Raw genomic sequence first — 21,747 nt, 5'->3', positions numbered from 1 at the left:
GAACTGAAAAATTTAGAGAAACGCCGCTGAAGGTTTACCTTCAGCGGTTTTTTTGTCTTTATAAATTTGTATAATTTGCCAACTTAACGTATCTTTGCAACGATATGGATACGTGTTTTCTTAGAGGCAAAAAAGCCCTTTATTATACTTTAGGTTGTAAACTTAACTTTTCTGAGACATCGACTTTTTCCAAAATGCTTCAGCAGAACGGGGTCGTACCTGTTCAGGAAGGAGAGACAGCCGATTTATGCTTGATCAATACTTGTTCGGTGACCGAGGTTGCCGACCATAAGTGTCGTCAGACCATACACAAGATGGTACGTGAGAATCCGGATGCTTTCGTCGTTGTGACGGGTTGTTATGCCCAATTGCAACCTCAGAAGATCAGTGATATCGAAGGGGTAGACCTGGTGCTGGGTTCCAATGAAAAATCGAGTTTGGTGGATAGACTGATCTCTGCCTGGCAGGAGCGGAATACTCTCGATGAGGAGAAAGGCAGCAATGAGCATCTTCATGCTTTCCATCGTGTCAGAACGAAAGATATCCGCACCTTCCAACCTTCTTGCAGCAGGGGAAACAGAACCCGTTACTGGTTGAAGGTTCAGGATGGTTGCAATTATTTCTGTACCTATTGTACCATTCCCTATGCCCGTGGGTTCTCCCGTAATCCTACGATAGCCTCGTTGGTCGATGAGTCTGAGCAGGCCGCCGCCGAGGGGGGCAAGGAGATTGTCCTCACAGGTTGTAACATCGGGGACTTTGGGGAGACAACGCATGAATCATTTCTCGACTTGGTGAAAGCCCTCGATGGAGTAGAAGGCATCAAGCGCTATCGCATCAGTTCTCTGGAACCTGACTTGTGTTCTGATGAGTTGATTCGTTTCTGCGCTCAGAGTCGGGCTTTCATGCCCCATTTCCACATCCCTTTGCAGAGTGGCTCTGATGAAGTTTTGAAACTGATGCACCGCCGCTATGACCGGGCCCTCTTTGCCCATAAGATCAATCTGATCAAGTCGATGATCCCTGATGCTTTCATCGGGGTCGATGTCATGGTAGGCTGCAGAGGAGAGAAACCTGAATACTTTGAAGATTGCTATCGTTTCCTGGAGAGTCTCCCCGTGACGAAACTCCATGTGTTCCCCTATAGTGAACGCCCCGGGACTTCGGCTCTGGCCATTCCCTATAAGGTTTCTGAAACCGATAAGAAAGAACGTTCGAGACGTCTGCTGGAACTCAGCGACCGGAAAGAGCAGGCGTTTTATGCCGCCCATATCGGAAATACGGCGGAAGTCTTGTTCGAGAGATCCGGTGAGGGCAAGCCGATGCATGGGTTTACGCGGAATTATATTCGGGTAGAACTACCTGCAGAACAGGCGCGTCAGGAATATGACAATGAATTGATACCTGTCAGACTCGGGAATTTCAATCCCGACAGGAGTGCTTTGATGGCTGAGGTCCTGGACTTCGCTGAATAAGCACTTTCGTTGAGGCTTTTCGGAACCCCGAAAAGCTAGGGACGTCACCTTCAATGACTAAGTTTGTGGCGGAACGGCTGGAACGACTGACAAGAAGAGAGTTTGGAATTAATGATGATACCATAAGCAATGGATAAAATCGCAGTAGTCATCCTGAATTGGAATGGGAGCAAGATGCTGAAGCATTTCCTTCCCTCAGTTCTGGAGTATTCGAGAACGGATGCTTCTGTCTGGGTTGCGGATAATGCATCTACCGATGACAGCCTGAATGTTCTCAAGGAGCAGTTTCCTCTGGCCAAGACATTGGTGCTGGATCAGAATTACGGATTTGCTGAAGGTTATAACCGGGCTCTGAAACAGATCAAGGCTCAGTATTATGTCCTGTTGAATTCAGACGTGGAAGTCACCCATCACTGGTTGACGCCATTGGTAGAATATATGGATGTCCATCAGAATGTTGCAGCCTGTCAACCTAAACTGTTGTCGGAATATGATAAGGACTCTTTCGAATATGCGGGCGCCTGCGGGGGCTTTATCGACAAATATGGCTATCCTTTCTGTCGGGGACGCATCTTCGACACTGTGGAGGAGGACAACGGACAGTATGACTATACCATGGAGGTCTTTTGGGCTACCGGGGCCTGTCTGATGGTGAGGGCAGAGGACTATTGGCGGGCAGGTGGTCTTGACGGACGCTTTTTCGCACATAACGAGGAGATTGATTTATGCTGGCGCTTCCGCGAACTGGGCCTTAAGGTGGCTTGTATTCCGGAGAGCGAGGTCTACCATGTCGGCGGGGGCACCTTGCCTAAGGGAAATCCCAGGAAGACTTTCCTGAATTTCCGCAATAACCTGACCATGCTTTACAAGAATCTGCCTGATGAAGAACTCGGTCAGGTGATGCGCGTGCGCTGGCTTCTGGATTATCTGGCAGCTTTCTCCACACTGATCCTGCATCGTAACTATGGAGATTTCAAAGCTGTTTTCCAAGCGCGCAGGGCCTTCAGGAAATGGAGACGCGATTTTGATGCAGACCGTGAGTTCATCAGGAAATCGCGGGTTCAAACTCATATCGCTGAGCGAAAGGACTTTTCTATTATCTGGGAATATTATTTCAGGGGCCGTAAGACTTTTGACCGGTTGGATCGTGACTGAGCGCATTTCTCATGAGTCTGCCGTCACCGACACACTCATGATTCTAATACCTGAATATCTCCCTGACCATGATTATCTTCCGGGCAATTGAACCCCAAGAGCCTGATTCAGAGGATGTGAATGTTCATACAAACTATTTTACTACATAACTACTCATTAAAATGAAGAAAAATCTATTGCTATGGAGTCTGTTGGCTTTGTCGACCCTGTCGGTCAGGGCACAGAAGACAGTGACCGTAAAAGTTTCCAATCCTTCTGATTTGGAAAAGGTGGATGAACCTGTCATCGTGGACCTGCACCAATATGGGGAGGTCGATTCTGCAGTCGTCAGTTGTGACGGACAGAACATACCTTACCAACTCGATGATTTGGATCGGGACTGCAACTACGATGAACTTTGTTTCCTGACAGATTTGAAAAAGGGAGAGGCAAAAACCTATCAGGTCAGTCTGTTTGACCATGGTACCCCTCAGAACTTCAAAGCCCGCACTTATGCCGAACTGGTCGTGCCGAGTAAGAACAAAAAACTCGGAAAGAATCAGCAGGACATTTATTTGAGGACGCTTGCTTTTGATAAAAAGACAAAAGACGTCTATCATTTCGTACATTCCCATGGCCTTTGTTTTGAAAGTGAACTGATTGCACTTCGGGTGTATTTCGACAACCGTCAGACGGTAGATACCTATGGCAAGAAGCACAAGGCATTGGAGATCTTTGATACCCAGTTTTATCCCACTGACACTCAATTGGCATCCGGATATGGGGACGACGATCTGTGGGTAGGCGATGCTTATGGCCTTGGCGCCCTGCGTGGTTGGGACGGCACTCATGAAGTGTTGCTCGATCATGTGGGATACCAGGAGCAGAGAGTTATCTCTGAAGGTCCCCTCAGGGCCATCGTGGAAGTGGTAGACAATGGATGGATTCCCGCACCGGGGCAGAAGAAGGTGAATGCGACGATCCGCTATACGATTTATGCCGGACACCGTGATGTCGATGTCAACGTGCTTTTCAATAGGAACGCTGAGGATGAGTGTTTTGCCACAGGTCTGATCAATGTGAAGAATTCTTCAGACTGGGGGGATCATAAAGGTCTCCGCGGCTGCTATGGCACAGATTGGCCTACGGGGAAAGACGACGGCGTTCATCAACTTGAGACAGTCGGCCTAGGCATCTGTATTCCTGAAAAATATGTCCAGGAAGAACGCCCTGCTGATGAGAAGGAATATACGACTGTCGTACGGCCTGTAGGCAACCGACTGGATTATAAGATCGCTTGTACCAGCAAGAAGGAAGATTTTGGATTCAAGGATGGCAAGGACTGGTTCAAATGGCTCACAAACTGGAAAAGACAAATCCAGACACCTGTCAAGGTGACGATAGAGTAACGAGTGTTTGAAGCGTTCCCTCCTGAATATGCCAAATGCCTGTAAAAACTGATGTCCTCAGTTTTTACAGGCATTTGGCGTCAAACGGATAGTCGTCCTATCGGATAGGGCAATATGATAGTTCTTGTATTTTCAGGTCGTTTTCGTTATTCGGGGATTACCGGTTATTAATAGTTCCCGCTATCGTCGTCGTCAGCGATATCTTCGGCCTCGATATTCAAATCCTCAGGATTGGTATCATAGGTCGTCCGATAGCTTTCCTCAGTCAGTTTGTCATCATCAAACTCGTCATCGTCATCGGGATCGTCGTACTGGTCTGCATTTCCGGGTGCCTCCTCAGTATCCTCCTCCTTCTTTTCTTCCACATCCTCTTTCTTGTCCGATTCTTCAGGAGATTCGAATTTCATGTGGATCTTCTCAGGTTCTGGTTTCTCCTTGGCGAAGATGGCTTCTACCCATGTACCCTTGGGGATTTCCAGCACTTCATACCCATCTTCCACTTTCTTCTCATACAGCCCTCCGGGTTTGTGAAGGCGGTCTTTCGGAAGAGTCGTCGTACTGATGTCAAATCCGCTCTCTATAATGTCTTGGATGCTTTGAGGCAAACTTTCCCAGCCTCCACCGAAATTGCGGTTGAGCACCTCCGTCAGTTTCAAGGCAGAAATATGATGAATGTTTTCATAAGTCAGATCCGTAACTCTCAAGATAGGACGCTTCTTGATGGCCCATTTGGCTTTTTTCCCTTCGCCGAGACGTACGGTACCTACACGATAGCCGTTTTGCTCGTATTTCTTTGTGATTTCAGGTTTATCGATCTTGATATCCTCTACATAGAAAGCAGTCCTGATAATGTCCAGATAGCGATGGATATTATCTTTTAAATCAGCATCTTTCCCTGCGGATTCCCACATACGGAAGATGTCATTTTCTTGTATGTCCCAAATATTGCTTTTGTTTAGTGTCTTTAAAGTTAAAGCTTTCTCTTTCTTCATAACTTTATATTTTGGGTGCAAAAGTAGTCACTTCACATTAAAATCCCAAATTTTTCCTATAAATTTTTTTGCATATCCGCGATATATTTTCTATTTTTGTCAATCGAATGGCAGAACCTTTAGCTGAAAGAATGAGACCGCGCTCGCTTGACGACTTCGTCGGGCAGCAACATTTGGTAGGAGAGGGAGGTGTGCTCCGTAAGATGATTGATTCGGGGCGTATCTCCTCCATGATTTTATGGGGACCTCCGGGAGTGGGTAAAACGACACTTGCCCGGATCATCGCTCATCATATGAAAGTCCCTTTTTATACACTGAGTGCAGTCACTAGTGGGGTAAAAGAGGTGCGGGCCGTCATTGACAAAGCTAAAGACAAAACCTTGTTCAATACGGCTTCCCCTATCTTGTTCATTGATGAAATCCATCGGTTTTCCAAAAGTCAGCAGGACTCTTTGCTGGGGGCTGTGGAAGATGGAACGGTGACTTTGATCGGTGCAACTACGGAGAATCCGTCTTTCGAGGTTATCCGGCCGCTGTTGTCGAGATGCCAACTTTATGTCCTGCATTCTCTGGAAAAGGAAGATCTGGAAAAACTCCTCCACAGGGCGATCACGACAGACGTCGTGCTTAAGAAAAAGAAGATTACGCTTCAGGAGAGCAGCGCGCTGCTCAGATATAGTGGCGGGGATGCGAGAAAACTCCTCAACATTCTGGCACTGGTCGTGGATGTGGCCGAGAATGACCGGATTGTCATTACTGACAAACTCGTGGAAGAGCGGTTGCAGGATAACCCGTTGGCTTATGATAAGCAGGGGGATATGCATTATGACATTATCTCCGCATTCATCAAAAGTATCAGGGGCAGTGATCCTGATGCTGCCTTATATTGGTTGGCCCGGATGATTGAGGGTGGCGAACAACCGGAGTTTATTGCCCGTAGACTGGTGATCAGCGCTGCCGAAGACATCGGTTTGGCTAACCCCAACGCGCTTCTCCTGGCTAATGCGGCATTCGATGCCGTGATGAAAGTGGGATGGCCTGAAGGCCGAATCCCGTTGGCTGAGGCGACAGTGTATCTGGCGACAAGCCAAAAGAGCAATTCGGCTTATCTGGGTGTTGACGATGCCCTGCAACTGGTGAAGCAAACGGGTAATCTTCCAGTTCCTTTGCCTATTCGCAATGCGCCGACTAAGTTGATGGCTGATCTGGGATACCATGATGGCTACAAGTATCCTCATGATTTTCCGGGGCATTTCACGGAACAGCAGTATTTGCCGGATGAGATTAAGAATACAAGGATCTGGCATGCTCAGCACAGCCCTTCCGAAGACCACCTCTATCAGTGGATGAAAGCTTGCTGGGGCAAGCGCTTTGAAGATGAATAAATAGAAATGTGCATGGTCGTTGATAGAAGACATGCAAAGATTGAGGGATAAAACAAAAAACATGAAAATAGTAGATTTGGATGGTTACGCAGTCAATCCGGGAGATCTTTCCTGGGATGGACTGAATGAGTTTGGTGATGTAGTGGTTTATGACCGTTCAAAACCTGAAGAAGTGGTGGAACGGGCTGAGGATGCTGAAGTGATTTTAACGAATAAGGTTCAGATCACTGACCAGGTCATGGCACAGTTGCCCAAACTTAAATATATAGGTGTGTTGGCAACTGGTTTTAATGTGGTCGATACGGCTGCTGCCAAGAGACGGGGGATCATTGTGACCAATATCCCTGCTTACAGTACGGACAGTGTGGCACAGATGGCTTTTGCCCATATACTGAACATCACGAATCAGGTGGATCATTATGCTCACCTGAACCGCCATGGGCGCTGGAGCAGGAACCCTGATTTCTGTTACTGGGATAGCCCGATTACCGAACTGGCAAATAAGACGATAGGTATTGTCGGTTTCGGACATATCGGGACGAAGGTGGCGATCATCGCCCGCGACTTCGGCATGGACGTCTTTGTGTGCACCAGTAAGAATTCTTCTGACCTGCCTGCAGGAATCCAGAAAACTTCCCTGGATGGTCTGTTTGGCGTGAGTGATATCCTTTCCCTGCATTGCCCGTTGACAGACGGCACGAGGGAGATGATCAACAAAGAGAGTCTGAAGAAGATGAAAAAGGGCGCGATCCTGATCAATACGAGTCGTGGTCCTTTGGTCAACGAAAAGGATGTTGCTGATGCCCTGAAGTCCGGTCAGTTGGGAGCTTATGGTGCTGACGTCATGGTCTCCGAACCCCCTGCTGCTGATAATCCCCTTTTCAAGCAACCGCATGCCTATCTGACACCTCATATAGCCTGGGCCTCTAAAGAAGCCCGTGAACGTCTGGTCGATAGCTGCCTTGGGAATGTCAAGGCTTTTGTAGAAGGACATCCTATTAACGTGGTCAATCCGTAGAGTTTAAATCTTTCCCGTTTCGTGAATACCGGCATGACGAATGAGACCTACTCGTCCGCAACCTGGTAGGATGAGAGGGGATGACGCCCGTATATTAAAAAATGCTTTATCCTGATCCTCACTTTGTCTTGACCCTTCAAAAGGTGATTGAGTTTATCGGAACTTTTGCTTTTGCAATTTCCGGAATACGACTGGCAGCCACCAAACATTTTGACTGGTTTGGGGGCTTTGTGTGTGGATTTGCTGTCGCTATCGGCGGCGGTACGATCCGCGACGTCATGCTGGGCGTCACTCCATTCTGGATGACTTCCTCCATTTATATCCTCTGTACTTTTTTAGCTCAGGCAATCGTCATCATCTTTCATAGGTATGTCAAGAAACTGGATAATACCTGGTTGATTTTCGATACTTTAGGACTGGCATTGTTCAATATTGCCGGAATACAGAAATCGCTTTCCATGGGATTTCCTTTTTGGGTGGCGATCGTCATGGGGTGTATCACCGGAGCTGCCGGAGGTATCATCAGGGATGTATTGCTGAATATCGAACCTGTCATCTTCCGCAAGGAGATCTATGCGTCTGCCTGTATCGCAGGTGGTTTCGCTTATTGGATTCTGTATCTCCTTAAAGTCAATATTGCAGTCACTGCAGTCACGAGTTTTCTGGTTGTCTGCATCATCCGTTTTCTGGCCGTGAGGTATCACATCTCTTTGCCGATACTGCACGATGATGAAGACCATTGATCTGTCTTGTCGAAACTGCTTTGCTTCGCGTGGTCGACAACTGAGCCGGTGTAAAGCGGTTTCGTGGTATAAAGGGATAATGCCAAATCAAACTAACATTTTTGTTTCTGCCTTTTTCTAGCTTTAATTGAAGGCCATTTGAAAAAGTGTTAGATATATCGGTAAAAAAATATTGTAGGAATAAAGAAAAAGTAGCTTCCGTAGTTTCGAGAAAGGCGACGTCTTGTTTCGAGAAAGTCAGGCCGCTCTTTCGAGAAACTATCAACCTATCTTTCTCGAGACAGCCAGGCGCCTGTCAACTTCCTTTGATTGGCTACCTTACTTTCACTAAGTCTTGGGGATATCCGCTCAATTTCTCCTCTTTTTTGTAGAAGTAGTTTTCTATTTTTCAAGAAACTGTTCCTAATAGGGCAGGAGACTGCTTGTCCCGGTTGACGTCAAGAAAAAATACATCGAACTTATGCTCATGGGTGTCAGATTCACTCTTGCCTGCCTCTGAAATCAAAAACGGTCGGAATGAACATTCCGACCGTTTCCGATTAACCGAATTTGATTTTGAAGAGCGGGGTACGGGAATCGGACCCGCCTCCCAGGCTTGGGAAGCCCGTACACTACCGATGTGCTAACCCCGCATGAAAGCTTAAAAGGTTCAATGCCTTTTGAGCCGATACCCGGACTCGAACCGGGGACCTACGCATTACGAATGCGTTGCTCTACCAACTGAGCCATATCGGCGATTTGCGACTGCAAAGGTAATCAAATTTATTTGAAAATAAAAAAGGAGGACATAGAAATTCCGACTTTAACGTCTGTTAAGAATTCCTTGTCCTCCTTCTAGAATATGTGATTCAGGCTCTTCCTTTTATTTAGCCTGTTGTGCGTCTTGTACCTGTTTCTCGGCCTTTGCCGGTGGAACATTCCTGAACGTCAGTTCGTCCTTGTTAGGGTTCTTGCCAATGATGATCTGAGCATTCTGCTCAATATTCCCATTCAGGATCTTCTCGCAGAGACCATCTTCAATGTACTGTTGGATAGCGCGTTTCAAAGGACGTGCACCATACTGTACATCATAGCCTTTCTTGGCGACCATTTCCTTGGCCTTGTCCGAAATCTGGATGTGATAGCCCAGGTCACTGATACGCTTTGTCAGTCCGATGAGTTCGATGTCGATGATCTTCTTGATGGAAGCCATATCCAACTGATCGAAGGTGATGATCTCATCGAGTCGGTTGAGGAACTCAGGCGAGAACTGTCTGCTCAGACTCTTCTGGATGATCGAACGTGCATATTGCTTGTCGGATTCACTCTTGGCAATGCCTTGGGCATCTCCTGCATTGAAACCTATGCCATGTCCGAATTCCTTCAACTGTTTTGTACCGGCATTGGAGGTCATGATGATCACCGTATTGCGGAAATCTACCAGTCTGCCGTTTCCGTCAGTGAGGCGGCCTTCATCCAATACCTGAAGCAGAAGATTGAAGATGTTGCCGTGAGCCTTTTCGATCTCGTCGAGCAGGACGATGGAATAGGGGTGACGGCGAACCTGTTCGGTCAGTTGTCCGCCTTCCTCGTAGCCGACGTACCCCGGAGGGGCGCCGATCAGACGGGAGACGTTGAAGCTTTCCGTATACTCACTCATATCGATACGTATCAGCGCTTCGGAAGAGCCGAACATCTGTTCTGCAAGTTTCTTGGCCGTATAGGTCTTGCCGACTCCGGTAGGACCCAGGAACATGAAAGCACCGATTGGGTGATTGGGATCTTTCAGTCCGACACGGTTTCTCTGGATAGCTCTTACGAGCGTATCGATGGCCGCGTCTTGTCCGATCACCTGTTTCTTGAGTTCTGAAGCCATATTTCTCAGGCGGATGCCCTCAGCTTCCTCCATTCTCTGAACGGGGACGCCTGTCATCATAGAGACGACATCTGCGACCTGAGACTCATCGACAACGACCTTCTCACCGGTTTCGCCTTTGGACCACTTGTCCTGGAAATCCTGTAACTGTTGCTCCAGTTCAGTTTGGCGATCCCTATAACTGGCTGCAAGTTCGAAGTTCTGACTTTGTACGGCGTTCTGCTTCTTCAGTTTGACACTTTCTATTTCCTTCTCTTTCTCAGTGATCTCTGGTGGAATCTTCGCATGTTTGAGATGGACTCTTGAGCCGACCTCATCGAGTACGTCGATAGCCTTGTCAGGGAAGAAGCGGTCAGTGACATAGCGGTCTGTCAGTTTGACACTCGCCTTGAGCGCATCCTCTGTATAAGTGACATGGTGATGCTGCTCATATCTGTCCTTGATGTTATCCAGAATCTGCAAAGTCTCCTCAGCAGTCGTCGGTTCTACGAGCACTTTCTGGAAACGGCGTGCCAAAGCCCCGTCTTTCTCGATCGTGTTCCGGTATTCATCGAGGGTCGTTGCACCGATGCACTGTATCGTGCCTCTTGCCAATGCCGGTTTGAGGATGTTCGCCGCATCCATACTTCCCGGAGTCGCTCCTGCACCGATAATCGTGTGGATCTCATCAATGAAGATGATGATATCCGGATTCTGCTCCAGTTCTTGGATCAGGGCGCGGATCCGCTCTTCGAATTGTCCACGGTATTTTGTACCGGCGACGATTCCTGTGAGATCGAGACTCACCAGTCGCTTGTTGAACAGGATAGGTGAAGTGTGATGCTTGACGATCAACTGAGCCAATCCTTCTACGATCGCACTCTTGCCTACTCCCGGCTCACCTATTAGAATAGGGTTGTTCTTCTTGCGTCTGCCGAGGATCTCGATGACGCGTTCTATTTCCCTTTTCCGCCCGACGACAGGGTCGAGTTTGCCGTCAATGGCAGCCTGTGTCAAGTCCACGGAAAACTTGTCGATGACAGGTGTCTTTCCGTTTCCCCGACGCGTTGTCACTGTCGGATTGACGTGGGGTTCATTACTGCCTGCATTATCCTGGAAGTTATAGGAAGACGAGTCATCGTCGTCCTCTTCGTTCTCGTCTTCGTCAGGCAATTGCAGTCCGTCCTGTGCAGGTTTGGCCATCTGCCGGACATAGGTCAGCGTATCCTGATAGTTCATGTGGTTGTATTCCAGTACCTGTTTGGCACCGTTGTCCACCTGATCATGCAGGATAGCCAGAAGCACGTGCTGTACATCTACCAGATTGGTATGCTGTACACGAGCCTCCAATACAGCGAGTTTCAGAATATTACTGGCTTGCTCGTTCAATATTAATTCCGAGGTGACCAGCAGTTCCGACAATTCTTCTTCTTTAACTTTATTTTCGAGTTCCGTCTTAACGGCTTTCAAATTCAAATGGAAGCGGGCAAAAAGAGCAGGCACCAATCCTTTCTTCTCACGCAACATGGCGAGAAGAATATGTTCAGGCCCGACCGTTCTACTTTCTAGACGGCTAGCCTCTTCGCGGGAAAAGGCAAGTATTTCTGATACCTTTGGTGAAAATTGACTAGTCATATATCTTTTCCTTTCTTTTGATTAAATCTCCTAAATAACAATACAAATATAAAACTATTTTCTTAAAATGCAAACACTGTGCCAAGATTATTTTCAAATTGCAGTTAAGAAATTAGAATAAGGCTTATTTTTATTCCGATCTCTTGAAGTTTTCGTTAGAACGTTTTTCCATTCAGAATATTTTTCGTAATTTTGTCTCGCTTAATAAGTATCTGAAACGGCTAAAACGAATTAAAATGCCCTTTACAGGGATTTTTGCTGGAAAACGGCAGGCTCAAATTCAGGTATAAGTTTTGTATAACAATTAAATATAATAAATGGACGACAATCAAACAATCGATCAAGACCGCATTCTGAAGATCAACATCGAGGAGGAAATGAAGAGTTCCTATATCGACTATTCCATGTCGGTGATAGTGGCCCGTGCTTTACCGGATGTACGAGACGGTTTCAAACCTGTACATCGCCGCATCCTTTTTGGGATGCTCGGTATAGGAAATACCAGTGATAAACCCTATAAGAAATGTGCACGTGTAGTAGGTGAGGTCTTAGGTAAATACCACCCTCACGGAGATTCTTCTGTCTATGGCGCTCTTGTCAGAATGGGGCAGGACTGGAATATGCGCTATACTCTCGTTGACGGCCAAGGTAATTTCGGCTCTGTTGACGGTGATTCCCCTGCAGCTATGCGTTATACCGAATGCCGGCTCTCCAAGATAGGCGAGCATGTCATGGATGATCTGGAGAAGGATACTGTCAATATGACCAACAACTTTGACGATACCTTGAAGGAACCTTCTGTGATGCCGACGAAGATCCCTAACCTTCTGGTCAATGGTGCCAATGGTATAGCTGTAGGTATGGCAACCAATGTGCCAACGCACAATCTCAATGAGGTCATCGATGGCTGCTGTGCTTATATCGATAATCCGGATATTGATCTGGACGGTTTGATGCAGTACATCAAAGCTCCGGATTTCCCTACTGGGGCATATATATATGGTATACAAGGTGTGCGTCAGGCCTACGAGACAGGCCGTGGCAGGATCATCATGCGTGCCAAGGCAAATATCGAAAGTAATGAGAGTCATGACAAAATTGTCATTACTGAGATCCCTTACGGTGTCAATAAGGCAGAACTTATTGAATATATTGCGGAATTGGTCAAGGAAGGGAAGATCCAAGGCATCGCCAATGCCAATGATGAGTCCGGCCGCCAGGGAATGCGTATCGTCATAGATGTCAAGAAGGACGCCAATGCCAATGTTATCCTGAACAAACTCTTCAAGATGACGGCATTGCAGAGTTCTTTCTCCGTGAATTGCATCGCTTTGGTCAATGGCCGTCCGCGCCTGCTCAGTTTGAGAGACTGCGTGAAATACTTTGTTGAGCACCGGCATGACGTGACCATCCGCAGGACCCAGTATGATCTGAGGAAGGCACAGGAGCGTGCGCATATCCTCGAAGGATTGATCATCGCTTGCGACAATATCGACGAGGTGGTGCACATCATCAGAGGCAGCAAGACGCCTGTTGACGCCCAACACAACTTGGAACAGCGCTTCAAACTGGATGAACTCCAGAGCAAGGCCATCGTCGACATGAGACTTTCGCAACTCACTGGTTTGAGGATGGATCAACTGCATGCTGAATATGACGATCTGGAAAAGAAAATAGCTTACTATCAGCAGATCTTGAATGACCCTGAACTTTGCAAGAAGGTGATGAAAGATGATCTTCTGGAAGTGAAGGAGAAGTTCGGGGATGCCCGTAGGACGGAGATCAAATATTCTTCTGAGGAATTCAACCCTGAAGACTTCTATCCTAATGATCCCGTCGTGATAACAGTCAGTCATCTGGGATATATCAAGCGTACTCCATTGAACCAGTTCCGTGAACAGGCCCGTGGCGGTGTAGGGGCTAAAGGAGCCCGCACGCGTGATAATGATTTCACGGAATTCATCTATCCGGCTACAATGCATCAGACGATGCTGCTCTTCACAAGAAAGGGCCGTGTATACTGGTTGAAGTGCTATGAAATACCTGAAGGAGACAAGAATTCCAAGGGCCGTGCTATCCAGAATCTTCTGAACATTGACAAGGATGATCAGGTAAATGCATTCCTGCGTTTGAAAGGACTTCAGGAAGAGGAATTCATCAAATCCCATTATGTCGTCTTCTCTACTAAAAACGGTACGGTCAAAAAGACCTGCCTCGATCAGTATGCTCACCCGCGTGCAAATGGCGTGATCGCTATCAATATTGTGGAAGGGGATGAAGTCGTGGATGTCCGTCTGACCAATGGTCACAATGAATTGATCATGGCTAACCGCAATGGCCGTGCTGTCCGCTTCAATGAGAACGCAATCCGTCCTATGGGCCGTACTGCTACTGGTGTGCGTGGTATCCGACTGGATTCCGGAAATGACGCTTGCATCGGCATGATTGTCATCAATGATCCGGAGAACGAGACAGTAATGGTCGTAAGTGAAAAGGGCTACGGCAAGCGTTCCTCTGTGAGCGACTACCGGATCACGAACCGTGGCGGTAAAGGTGTGAAGACCCTGACTATTACGGAGAAGACCGGTAAACTCGTTGCCATTAAGAACGTGACGGATAAGAATGATCTGATGATCATCAACAAGAGTGGAATCGTCATCCGTCTGGCCGTTGCCAATGTCCGCATCATGGGTAGGGTTACTCAAGGCGTACGCCTGATTAATCTGACCAAGAAGAATGATGCCATAGCCAGTGTCTGCAAGGTGATGAGTAGTGACCTCGAGGCTACCGTGGAAGAGGAAAGCCGTGCTATGTGGGCAAAGAAGAGTGAGGAGATCAAGCAGGATGGTACGACCGGTGCTTCTGATGAAGGACACGCTGAACCTGAAGCTGCCCCTGAGACTTCTGGGGATGAATCTACACCTTCTGACGAGGATGGAACTGACGCAGTAAAGGGTGAAGATGGTGATGACTCCTCTGATCCTGTAACGCCTAACACGGATTTTGAATAAACAACCTTTAAAGTAAATAGATATGAAAAAAATGTTAATGATTTCGGCAATGATGCTTCTTTTCGCATCTGCCGTATTTGCAGGGGACAGTGATGGCCTTAAGGCTATCATGAAAGCCGGCACTTATGATGAGTGTAAACAACTCATCGATCAGAACTTGAATTCTTTGGCCAACAACGAAGAAAAAGCACAAGCTTATAATAAGCTTTGTGACCTTGCTTTCGCTGCTTACCAGAAAGAATCTTCTGCGATGGCTACCAACCAGGCTATGAAGGCTATGGGCAAGACTGGTAGTCCGGTGGATTCCTTGAGTATGGCTGAGGCTGCTTACAATGCAGTGCAGGCTGGTCTGGAATGTGACAAGTACGACGAACTGCCTAATGCGAAGGGTAAGGTGAAACCTAAATTCAAGGAAGCCAATTCTTCTCGTCTGGGAGGCGCTCGCCTTAACTTGATCAACTATGGTGGTTTCTATATGCAGAAAGACCAACCGAGGGCTTTGAAGTATTGGTCTCTGTATTTTGATACCCACGACAATCCTTTCTTCAAGGCTATTCCGGCTGCAACAGAAAAGCCTTATCTCGGCCAGGTCGCTTACTTCTCTTCCGTATTCGCTTTGAATGCAAAGGATTATGCCAAGGTCGAAAAGTATACGGATTATGCCAAGGGTGATTCTACTTATGGCAAACCTGCATTTGATTTGAAACTCCGTGCAATGAGCGCTACCCTGCACAATAAGGCTGACTCTGTGGCTTTCGCACAGCAACTTCAGACGCTTTACACTCAGGACCCGACGAACAGTACTGTTCTGGAGAACCTGATTCAGGTACAAACCAAACTGAACGGTAGAGCTGCCGGAGAAAAGATCATCGATGATGTGCTTGCTAAAGATCCTAAGAATTTCGTAGCTCTCTTCTACAAAGCCAACAACTTGATGATTGCACAGAACTACAATGATGCTATTCCAATCCTGAAGAACATTCTGGATGCTAATCCAAAGACTACTCTTGCTTGGTATTCATTGGCTATCTGCTATTACAATAGAGCTGTCACCTCTAAGGCTACTGCCAGTTCCAATATCCTCCTCGATGAGGCTATTAAGGACTATGACAAATGTAAGGAACTGGATCCTCAACAGCAGCAGGTTAACTGGGGTTATAACCGTTATTCTGCTTACTATGCACGCTATGGTGCTGCCGATCCTAAGACTAAAGATGCAGAAAAGGATAAGTAATTTCTTTGCTGTCTGATTCGATTACGGCGGAGTGATATTTCTTGAAATGAAATGTCGCTCCGCTTTTTTGTGTCTTCTACCTGATGGGGGATGACTAAATCATTAGGCAAGATGTCTCCTACGGAACAAGAGTAGAACTGTGATACAGTTAAAAGGTTCGTCGTCCGTCTATGGGAACGCCATAAAATCCTGTTTGTGACAGAAAAAGATAGAAATGCAATTGTTTTGCAGTTTCAATAACCAAATAACTAACAAAATGGAAAAAATTTGGGGATTCCATGTTTTTTTATTAACTTTGTCGTCTAATTAGTAATAAACATGAAGAAGGCATTAGTTCCTTTTTTCTTGATCTTCTGTATCTTGTCTCTAGGTGCTCAGGAGAAATTTTCTGTTCCAAAAACGGCACAAGAGGCATTGGAAGGATCTCGTCGAGCTTATAAAAAAGGTTTTTATAACTTGGCCGAGTATTATGCTGATTATGCCATTAAAGACAGTTCGATAGCTGAACAGGCTGCTAAACTGAAAATTGGATGTATGGAGCATCTGATGAAAAATAGTGCTGATTCTGCAAAGTTTATTACGGCAGCGCTCGAACTGCATAAGATGGATCCTAAAGATCCGGCTTTCCTGAAGCCTATAGTGGACTATTATTCTTTTCCGGGTCGTTCGGAAAAGTTGGAAAGTTTTATCAATGGAGAGATTCATGACAATCCGACTGATAAGGATATCTGGGCGCTGAAAGGCGAAATACAGATGCAGAAGCATCAGTGGGATGAGGCAATCAGCACTTATCAACAGACGATAAAATTGGATAGCTCTTTCGTAGAGGCTATCTATAATCTTGGTATCTGCTATTCTTCCAAGGCTCTTGATTTGAAGGATTCTCTGCAGAATGACCGGGGCAAATTGAATAAAGACAACATGAAGAGAGTACTGGCTGAGTTTGAGAACAGCAAAGTGTATCTGGAAAAGGCCAGTATGATGGATCCGAAGTGTGAGACGGTAGACTGGAGAAGGGCCCTTTATCAGGCTTATTATGTTTTGGGCGAGAAAAAGAAAGCCCGAAGAGTGAAATCCTTATTATAAAGGATTATAGAATAGCTTTTAGTAGGAGGTTGTAGATGAGGATACGTCTAAAATATTTTTTCCTTTGCTTGACATGTATCTTGTACATGGGGAATGTGTACGGCCAGAAGAAAGATATTTCCGCTGCCAAGGATATTCTGAAGTCTGGAAAGAATCTTGATGCGGCCCAACAGTCCATGGAGAAACTCTTGGCAGATTCTGCCAACAGACAGAACAAGAAAATATGGGTGGTGCTTTATGACGTCTTGCGTAAAGAATATGAAGACGGAAATGAAAAACTCTATCTGAAGGAGCAGTTTGATACCACGGATCTCTTTATGAAAACAAAGCGGTTGTTTGAGGTTGCCAATAGTCTGGATTCCCTCGAAATGCTCTCGAATAAGGACGACAACGGTAAGGCGAAGTTCAAATTCCGTGATGACCATGCAGCTTATCTCAATATGATCCGGCCGAATCTCTACAATGGCGGTCTTTTCTTTATCAATAAGCAGAACTATAAGGATGCTTATAATTTCCTGACTGATTATATCAATACGGCACGGCAGCCTTTGTTCGAGAAATACAAGTATTCCGATAAAGACCGTCGATTGCCTATAGCAGCTTATTGGGCCGTCTATTGCGGTTACAAGATGAAGGACCCGATGGCAACGCTGCACCATTCTTATCTGGCCCTGAAAGATACGGCTCATTATGTGTATATGCTCCAGTATCTGGCAGAGACGTATCGGCTGGAGGGCGATACGACCCGATATTTCAGTACCTTGAAAGAAGGCTTTTCCAAATACCCTTCATTTCCTTATTTCTTCCCTCGTCTGGTGGACTATGATGTCAAGCGGGGTGACTATAAGACGGCATTGGCTACAACTAATGAGGCACTGAGCAAGAACCCGAAATCATTGATATACCGCTTCACCAAGAGCACTCTGCTCCTGAATACTCAGCAATATAAGGCTTGTATTTTAATATGTGATTCGATCCTCGAAGAAACCAAGGCTGTCCCCAGGGATAGTCTGAGGCCTCGTCGTGCTGTCACGGGGTCCTATCTGAATGCCGGTCTGGCTTATTTCAATCAGGCTGTAGAACTGGACAAGAAGGTGTCTCCGACCAGACAGGACCGCCAACGCATGCTGGAGTGTTACCGTAAAGCATTGCCATATCTGGTGCACTATAGGGAACTGGTACCTGATGATAAATCCAAATGGGGCTTCCCGTTGTATACGATTTATCTTAACCTGAATATGGGAAAAGAGTTTGATGAAATAGATCAATTATTGGAAAAATAAACACATGCAAGATATAGAATTGATGATACAGAAGTTGGGCATTACCCTGAATGCCATGCAGAAAGAGGCCGAACAGGCCATTCTTCATTCTGAAAGTGACGTCATTGTCCTTTCACCTACCGGTTCAGGGAAAACGTTGGCCTATCTACTGCCATTAGTCCAACTCCTTGACAGTTCGAGTGATGACCTTCAGGCGATTGTCGTGGTACCGGGAAGAGAGTTGGCTCTGCAGTCGGACGCTGTATTGAAGAGTTTGGCTTCCGGCATCAGGAGCATGGCTTGCTATGGGGGCCGTACAGCCATGGAGGAACATCGGAAAATGAAAGAGATAAAACCTCAGATCATCTTTGGTACTCCGGGAAGGTTGAATGACCATCTGAGCAAAGGGAATGTCCTGCCCTCGAAGGTGCATTGCCTGGTGATTGACGAATTCGACAAGTGTCTGGATATGGGGTTCGAGGATGAGATGAGGACACTGAGTGACCAACTTCCGGTTACACGGCGGCAGATCTTCCTTTCTGCTACAGATGCGGAACAGTTGCCGTCTTTTGTGACCTCTACCCCTGAAAAGGGCAGACCCGTGCGCATCGATTACCGGAATAGTGAGGAACCGATTTCCGACAGAGTGAAGATCTATGAGGTGAAATCTCCGGACAAAGACAAGTTGGAAACATTGAGACTCCTCCTGTCGGCATTGCGGAACGAGAGTTCTATCGTCTTCGTGAATTTCCGGGAGTCTGTAGAGCGTGTGAATGCTTATCTTCAGGAAAAAGGATTCGTGACCAGTGCTTTTCACGGAGGTATGGAGCAGAAAGACCGTGAAGTCGCCCTGTATAAGTTTGCTAACGGCAGTGCCAATATTCTCGTGAGCACGAATCTGGCTTCGCGGGGACTTGACATTTCTAATATCGACAATATCATCCACTATCATCTTCCGGAAACAGAAGAGGATTTCGTCCATCGGGTGGGAAGAACAGCTCGGTGGAAGAGTACGGGCAACTCTTTCTTCATCCTTGGACCGGAAGAGCGCATACCTGACTATGTGGATGAGAAGGTGAATGATTATCCGCTGGACCCGCATGCGCCTCAGGTGAAACCGGCTTTGCCTAAAATGGCGACTGTCTATATCGGCAAAGGCAAGAAAGATAAGGTATCACGGGGGGACATCGTTGGATTCCTTTGTAAGAAAGGTGGTCTGAAGGGTGATGAGATTGGAAAGATAGATGTCCTGGACCGCTATGCTTATGCGGCAGTCCCCCGATCTAAACTCCGCCAGATGCTTCAACTGATAAAGGGGGAGAAGATAAAAGGGTTACATACTATCATAGAAGAGGCCATATAGACCTTTGGTTTTTACTTTAAGAGAAGGTCATATATTTCGTATAATCTTTTGGTCATTTGATTTTATAAGAGGGATAGACAATCGACTTTAGATAATGCTGAGGGTTGTTATCCGACTTGAAAATAGCTTTGAAATAGAACTTAAATTTTAATATTTATTCAGATGAAGAAGTACAACTTTAATCCAGGTCCATCAATGCTTCCACGCGAAGTGATTGAAAACACTGCAAAGCAGATTTTAAATTTCAATGGTTCAGGTCTTTCTTTGATGGAGGTCAGTCACCGATCAAGTGACTTTCAGGCTGTAGTTGATGAAAGTGAATCGCTGATCAAAGAATTGCTCGATATCCCCGCTGGATATTCAGTTCTCTTCCTTGGAGGTGGTGCTTCAACGCAATTCATGGAGATACCTGCCAACTTCCTGATCAAGAAGGCTGCCTATTTGAATACCGGCAACTGGGCAAATAAGGCTGAAAAAGAAGCAAAGCTCTTCGGTGATGTCGTGGAGGTGGCTTCTTCTAAAGCTGACAATTATACTTATATCCCTAAGAAATTTGATATTCCTACAGACGCGGATTACCTTCATATCACAACGAACAATACGATTTACGGAACTGAACTCCGCAAGGATTTGGATTCCCCAATTCCTCTGATTGCTGATATGAGCTCTGATATCATGAGCCGCCCTGTAGACGTGAGCAAATATGACGCCATCTATGCCGGTGCCCAGAAAAACTTGGCTATGGCCGGCGTGACTCTCGTCATCGTCAAGGATGATAAACTCGGCCGTGCTCCGCGTGAGTTGCCTACTATGGTAGACTATCGGACGCATGTGAAAAAGGGTTCTATGTTCAATACTCCTCCTGTCGTACCTATCTATTCTCTGATGGAGACCATGAAATGGCTGAAGAAAGAGGGTGGTGTCAAGGAGATGGACCGTCGTGCTAAGGAACGTGCAAAGATTCTTTATGACGAGATCGACCGTAATAAATTGTTCCGCGGCACTGTGCAGAAGGAGGACCGCTCGTTGATGAATATCTGTTTCGTGATGAATGACGACTACAAGGATCTCGAAAAACCGTTCTTGGATTTCGCGACTGCCCGTGGTATCGTCGGCGTCAAGGGACACCGTTCTGTCGGTGGCTTCCGTGCCAGTTGCTATAACGCCATGACAGTGGAAGGCGTCAATACGCTGGTGAAAGCAATGAAGGATTTCGAGGCTGAACATTAAAAGCAATCAGGATTATGCATAAAATATTAGTAGCTACTGTAAAACCTTTTGCGCCTCTGGCTGTAAAGGGTATTCAGAAAGAGATCAAAGATGCAGGGAATCAAATGATCCTGCTCGAAAAATATACTGACCGTGCCCAACTCTTGAAGGCGGTCTCTGATGTAGAGGCGATGATCGTCCGCTCTGACAAGATTGACGCAGAGGTACTGGATGCAGCTAAGAAACTGAAGATCGTTGTCCGGGCAGGCGCCGGATTCGATACGATCGACCTGAACCATGCGAAGTCGAAAGGGGTCGTCGTTGAGAATACACCCGGACAGAATGCCAATGCTGTGGCAGAACTGGTATTCGGACTGCTGGTGTACATGGTCCGGAATTTCTATAACGGAAAATCCGGAACAGAGCTCAAAGGTAAAAGATTAGGACTCTTGGCTTTCGGTAATGTGGCTCGTAATGTAGCCCGTATTGCCAAGGGCTTCGGCATGCAGGTTTCTGCTTATGATGAGTTCTGCCCTGCAGTCAATATCGAAGCTGCCGGTGTCAAGGCTTGCAAGGATCAGAAGGAGTTGTTCAAGACTAGCGACGTCGTCAGTTTGCATATCCCTGCAACTGCCGAGACTATCAACAGCATCAACTACCAACTCGTCAACTTGATGCCTGAAAACGGAATCCTGGTCAACGCTGCCCGCACGGAAATCATCAATGAGCCCGAACTGCTGAAGTTGTTGTCTGACCGTCCTGATCTGAGGTATCTCACAGACTTGAAACCGAAAGCTGTTGCTGAGTTTGAGAAGTTCGGTGACCGTTTCTTTTCCACTCCTAAGAAGATGGGGGCACAGACTGCTGAGGCCAATGTCAATGCAGGTGTTGCGGCTGCCAAACAGATCAATGCTTTCCTGAAAGACGGAAGTGTGAAATTCCAAGTCAATAAGTAAT

General features: G+C 46.5%; 15 protein-coding genes and 2 tRNA genes. 13 read left to right on the top strand and 4 right to left on the bottom strand.

The window, feature by feature from the left end; translation table 11 throughout:
* Nucleotides 1–104 precede the first annotated feature (104 nt).
* The 3 genes from mtaB to NG821_RS04555 all read left to right on the top strand — a co-directional run bounded on the left by mtaB (nt 105) and on the right by NG821_RS04555 (nt 4,018).
* A complete protein-coding gene (gene mtaB / locus NG821_RS04565; RefSeq protein ID WP_252760479.1) occupies nt 105–1,475 on the top strand; it encodes a tRNA (N(6)-L-threonylcarbamoyladenosine(37)-C(2))-methylthiotransferase MtaB in 1,371 nt (456 codons plus the stop codon).
* A gap of 129 nt (nt 1,476–1,604) precedes the next feature.
* Nucleotides 1,605–2,630, top strand: coding sequence for a glycosyltransferase family 2 protein (locus NG821_RS04560; RefSeq protein WP_252760478.1), 1,026 nt, complete (start codon nt 1,605–1,607; stop codon nt 2,628–2,630).
* Nucleotides 2,631–2,791: 161 nt separating this feature from the next.
* Nucleotides 2,792–4,018, top strand: a complete 1,227-nt coding sequence (locus NG821_RS04555) for a DUF4861 domain-containing protein (RefSeq protein WP_252760477.1) — start codon at nt 2,792–2,794, stop codon at nt 4,016–4,018.
* Between the two features lie 167 nt (nt 4,019–4,185).
* On the opposite strand, the gene NG821_RS04550 is transcribed toward NG821_RS04555, so the two are convergent.
* Nucleotides 4,186–5,010: a hypothetical protein gene (locus tag NG821_RS04550; RefSeq protein WP_252760476.1), complete on the bottom strand. Its 825-nt coding sequence runs from the start codon at nt 5,008–5,010 to the stop codon at nt 4,186–4,188.
* A 107-nt stretch (nt 5,011–5,117) separates the two neighbouring features.
* Here NG821_RS04550 and NG821_RS04545 point away from each other — a divergent pair, with 107 nt between their 5' ends.
* From NG821_RS04545 to NG821_RS04535, 3 genes are all read left to right on the top strand, one after another.
* On the top strand, nt 5,118–6,395 hold the full coding sequence (locus NG821_RS04545; protein ID WP_252760475.1) for a replication-associated recombination protein A: 1,278 nt from the start codon (nt 5,118–5,120) through the stop codon (nt 6,393–6,395).
* Between the two features lie 61 nt (nt 6,396–6,456).
* Nucleotides 6,457–7,413 (top strand): D-2-hydroxyacid dehydrogenase, encoded by a 957-nt coding sequence (locus NG821_RS04540; protein WP_252760474.1) that lies wholly within the window; start codon nt 6,457–6,459, stop codon nt 7,411–7,413.
* Between the two features lie 101 nt (nt 7,414–7,514).
* Nucleotides 7,515–8,156, top strand: a complete 642-nt coding sequence (locus NG821_RS04535) for a trimeric intracellular cation channel family protein (protein WP_252760473.1) — start codon at nt 7,515–7,517, stop codon at nt 8,154–8,156.
* Nucleotides 8,157–8,717: 561 nt separating this feature from the next.
* Here the strand turns inward: NG821_RS04535 and NG821_RS04530 are convergent.
* From NG821_RS04530 to NG821_RS04520, 3 genes are all read right to left on the bottom strand, one after another.
* Nucleotides 8,718–8,788 (bottom strand) — tRNA-Gly (locus NG821_RS04530).
* A 30-nt stretch (nt 8,789–8,818) separates the two neighbouring features.
* Nucleotides 8,819–8,891, bottom strand: a tRNA-Thr gene (locus NG821_RS04525).
* Between the two features lie 127 nt (nt 8,892–9,018).
* Nucleotides 9,019–11,625, bottom strand: a complete 2,607-nt coding sequence (locus tag NG821_RS04520; RefSeq protein WP_252760472.1) for an ATP-dependent Clp protease ATP-binding subunit — start codon at nt 11,623–11,625, stop codon at nt 9,019–9,021.
* Nucleotides 11,626–11,942: 317 nt separating this feature from the next.
* On the opposite strand from NG821_RS04520, the gene gyrA reads away from it, so the two are divergent.
* The 7 genes from gyrA (at nt 11,943) to NG821_RS04485 (ending at nt 21,746) form a co-directional block, all read left to right on the top strand.
* Nucleotides 11,943–14,636: a DNA gyrase subunit A gene (gene gyrA / locus NG821_RS04515; protein WP_252760471.1), complete on the top strand. Its 2,694-nt coding sequence runs from the start codon at nt 11,943–11,945 to the stop codon at nt 14,634–14,636.
* 22 nt (nt 14,637–14,658) lie between these two features.
* Nucleotides 14,659–15,870, top strand: coding sequence for a tetratricopeptide repeat protein (locus NG821_RS04510; protein WP_252760470.1), 1,212 nt, complete (start codon nt 14,659–14,661; stop codon nt 15,868–15,870).
* A gap of 318 nt (nt 15,871–16,188) precedes the next feature.
* Nucleotides 16,189–16,956, top strand: coding sequence for a tetratricopeptide repeat protein (locus NG821_RS04505; RefSeq protein WP_252760469.1), 768 nt, complete (start codon nt 16,189–16,191; stop codon nt 16,954–16,956).
* 86 nt (nt 16,957–17,042) lie between these two features.
* Entirely contained in the window at nt 17,043–18,239 is a 1,197-nt protein-coding gene (locus tag NG821_RS04500) for a tetratricopeptide repeat protein (RefSeq protein ID WP_252760468.1), read from the top strand.
* A gap of 4 nt (nt 18,240–18,243) precedes the next feature.
* A complete protein-coding gene (locus NG821_RS04495) occupies nt 18,244–19,581 on the top strand; it encodes a DEAD/DEAH box helicase (RefSeq protein ID WP_252760467.1) in 1,338 nt (445 codons plus the stop codon).
* A gap of 162 nt (nt 19,582–19,743) precedes the next feature.
* Entirely contained in the window at nt 19,744–20,811 is a 1,068-nt protein-coding gene (serC, locus tag NG821_RS04490) for a 3-phosphoserine/phosphohydroxythreonine transaminase (RefSeq protein WP_252760466.1), read from the top strand.
* A 14-nt stretch (nt 20,812–20,825) separates the two neighbouring features.
* Nucleotides 20,826–21,746, top strand: a complete 921-nt coding sequence (locus NG821_RS04485; RefSeq protein WP_252760465.1) for an NAD(P)-dependent oxidoreductase — start codon at nt 20,826–20,828, stop codon at nt 21,744–21,746.
* Nucleotide 21,747: the final 1 nt, after the last annotated feature.

This window comes from Segatella cerevisiae (assembly GCF_024054555.1).
GTDB classification, from domain to species: Bacteria; Bacteroidota; Bacteroidia; order Bacteroidales; family Bacteroidaceae; genus Prevotella; species Prevotella cerevisiae.
The sequence above is the reverse complement of the archived record's forward strand: the minus strand, read 5'-3'. Positions and strand labels throughout refer to the sequence as shown.

What these genes read in the sequence shown, in the direction of transcription:
- mtaB (WP_252760479.1), top strand. Translation starts at nt 105, where the DNA reads ATGGATACGTGTTTTCTTAGAGGCAAAAAAGCCCTTTATTATACTTTA.
- NG821_RS04560 (WP_252760478.1), top strand. Translation starts at nt 1,605, where the DNA reads ATGGATAAAATCGCAGTAGTCATCCTGAATTGGAATGGGAGCAAGATG.
- NG821_RS04555 (WP_252760477.1), top strand. Translation starts at nt 2,792, where the DNA reads ATGAAGAAAAATCTATTGCTATGGAGTCTGTTGGCTTTGTCGACCCTG.
- NG821_RS04550 (WP_252760476.1), bottom strand. Translation starts at nt 5,010, where the DNA reads ATGAAGAAAGAGAAAGCTTTAACTTTAAAGACACTAAACAAAAGCAAT.
- NG821_RS04545 (WP_252760475.1), top strand. Translation starts at nt 5,118, where the DNA reads ATGGCAGAACCTTTAGCTGAAAGAATGAGACCGCGCTCGCTTGACGAC.
- NG821_RS04540 (WP_252760474.1), top strand. Translation starts at nt 6,457, where the DNA reads ATGAAAATAGTAGATTTGGATGGTTACGCAGTCAATCCGGGAGATCTT.
- NG821_RS04535 (WP_252760473.1), top strand. Translation starts at nt 7,515, where the DNA reads ATGCTTTATCCTGATCCTCACTTTGTCTTGACCCTTCAAAAGGTGATT.
- NG821_RS04520 (WP_252760472.1), bottom strand. Translation starts at nt 11,625, where the DNA reads ATGACTAGTCAATTTTCACCAAAGGTATCAGAAATACTTGCCTTTTCC.
- gyrA (WP_252760471.1), top strand. Translation starts at nt 11,943, where the DNA reads ATGGACGACAATCAAACAATCGATCAAGACCGCATTCTGAAGATCAAC.
- NG821_RS04510 (WP_252760470.1), top strand. Translation starts at nt 14,659, where the DNA reads ATGAAAAAAATGTTAATGATTTCGGCAATGATGCTTCTTTTCGCATCT.
- NG821_RS04505 (WP_252760469.1), top strand. Translation starts at nt 16,189, where the DNA reads ATGAAGAAGGCATTAGTTCCTTTTTTCTTGATCTTCTGTATCTTGTCT.
- NG821_RS04500 (WP_252760468.1), top strand. Translation starts at nt 17,043, where the DNA reads ATGGGGAATGTGTACGGCCAGAAGAAAGATATTTCCGCTGCCAAGGAT.
- NG821_RS04495 (WP_252760467.1), top strand. Translation starts at nt 18,244, where the DNA reads ATGCAAGATATAGAATTGATGATACAGAAGTTGGGCATTACCCTGAAT.
- serC (WP_252760466.1), top strand. Translation starts at nt 19,744, where the DNA reads ATGAAGAAGTACAACTTTAATCCAGGTCCATCAATGCTTCCACGCGAA.
- NG821_RS04485 (WP_252760465.1), top strand. Translation starts at nt 20,826, where the DNA reads ATGCATAAAATATTAGTAGCTACTGTAAAACCTTTTGCGCCTCTGGCT.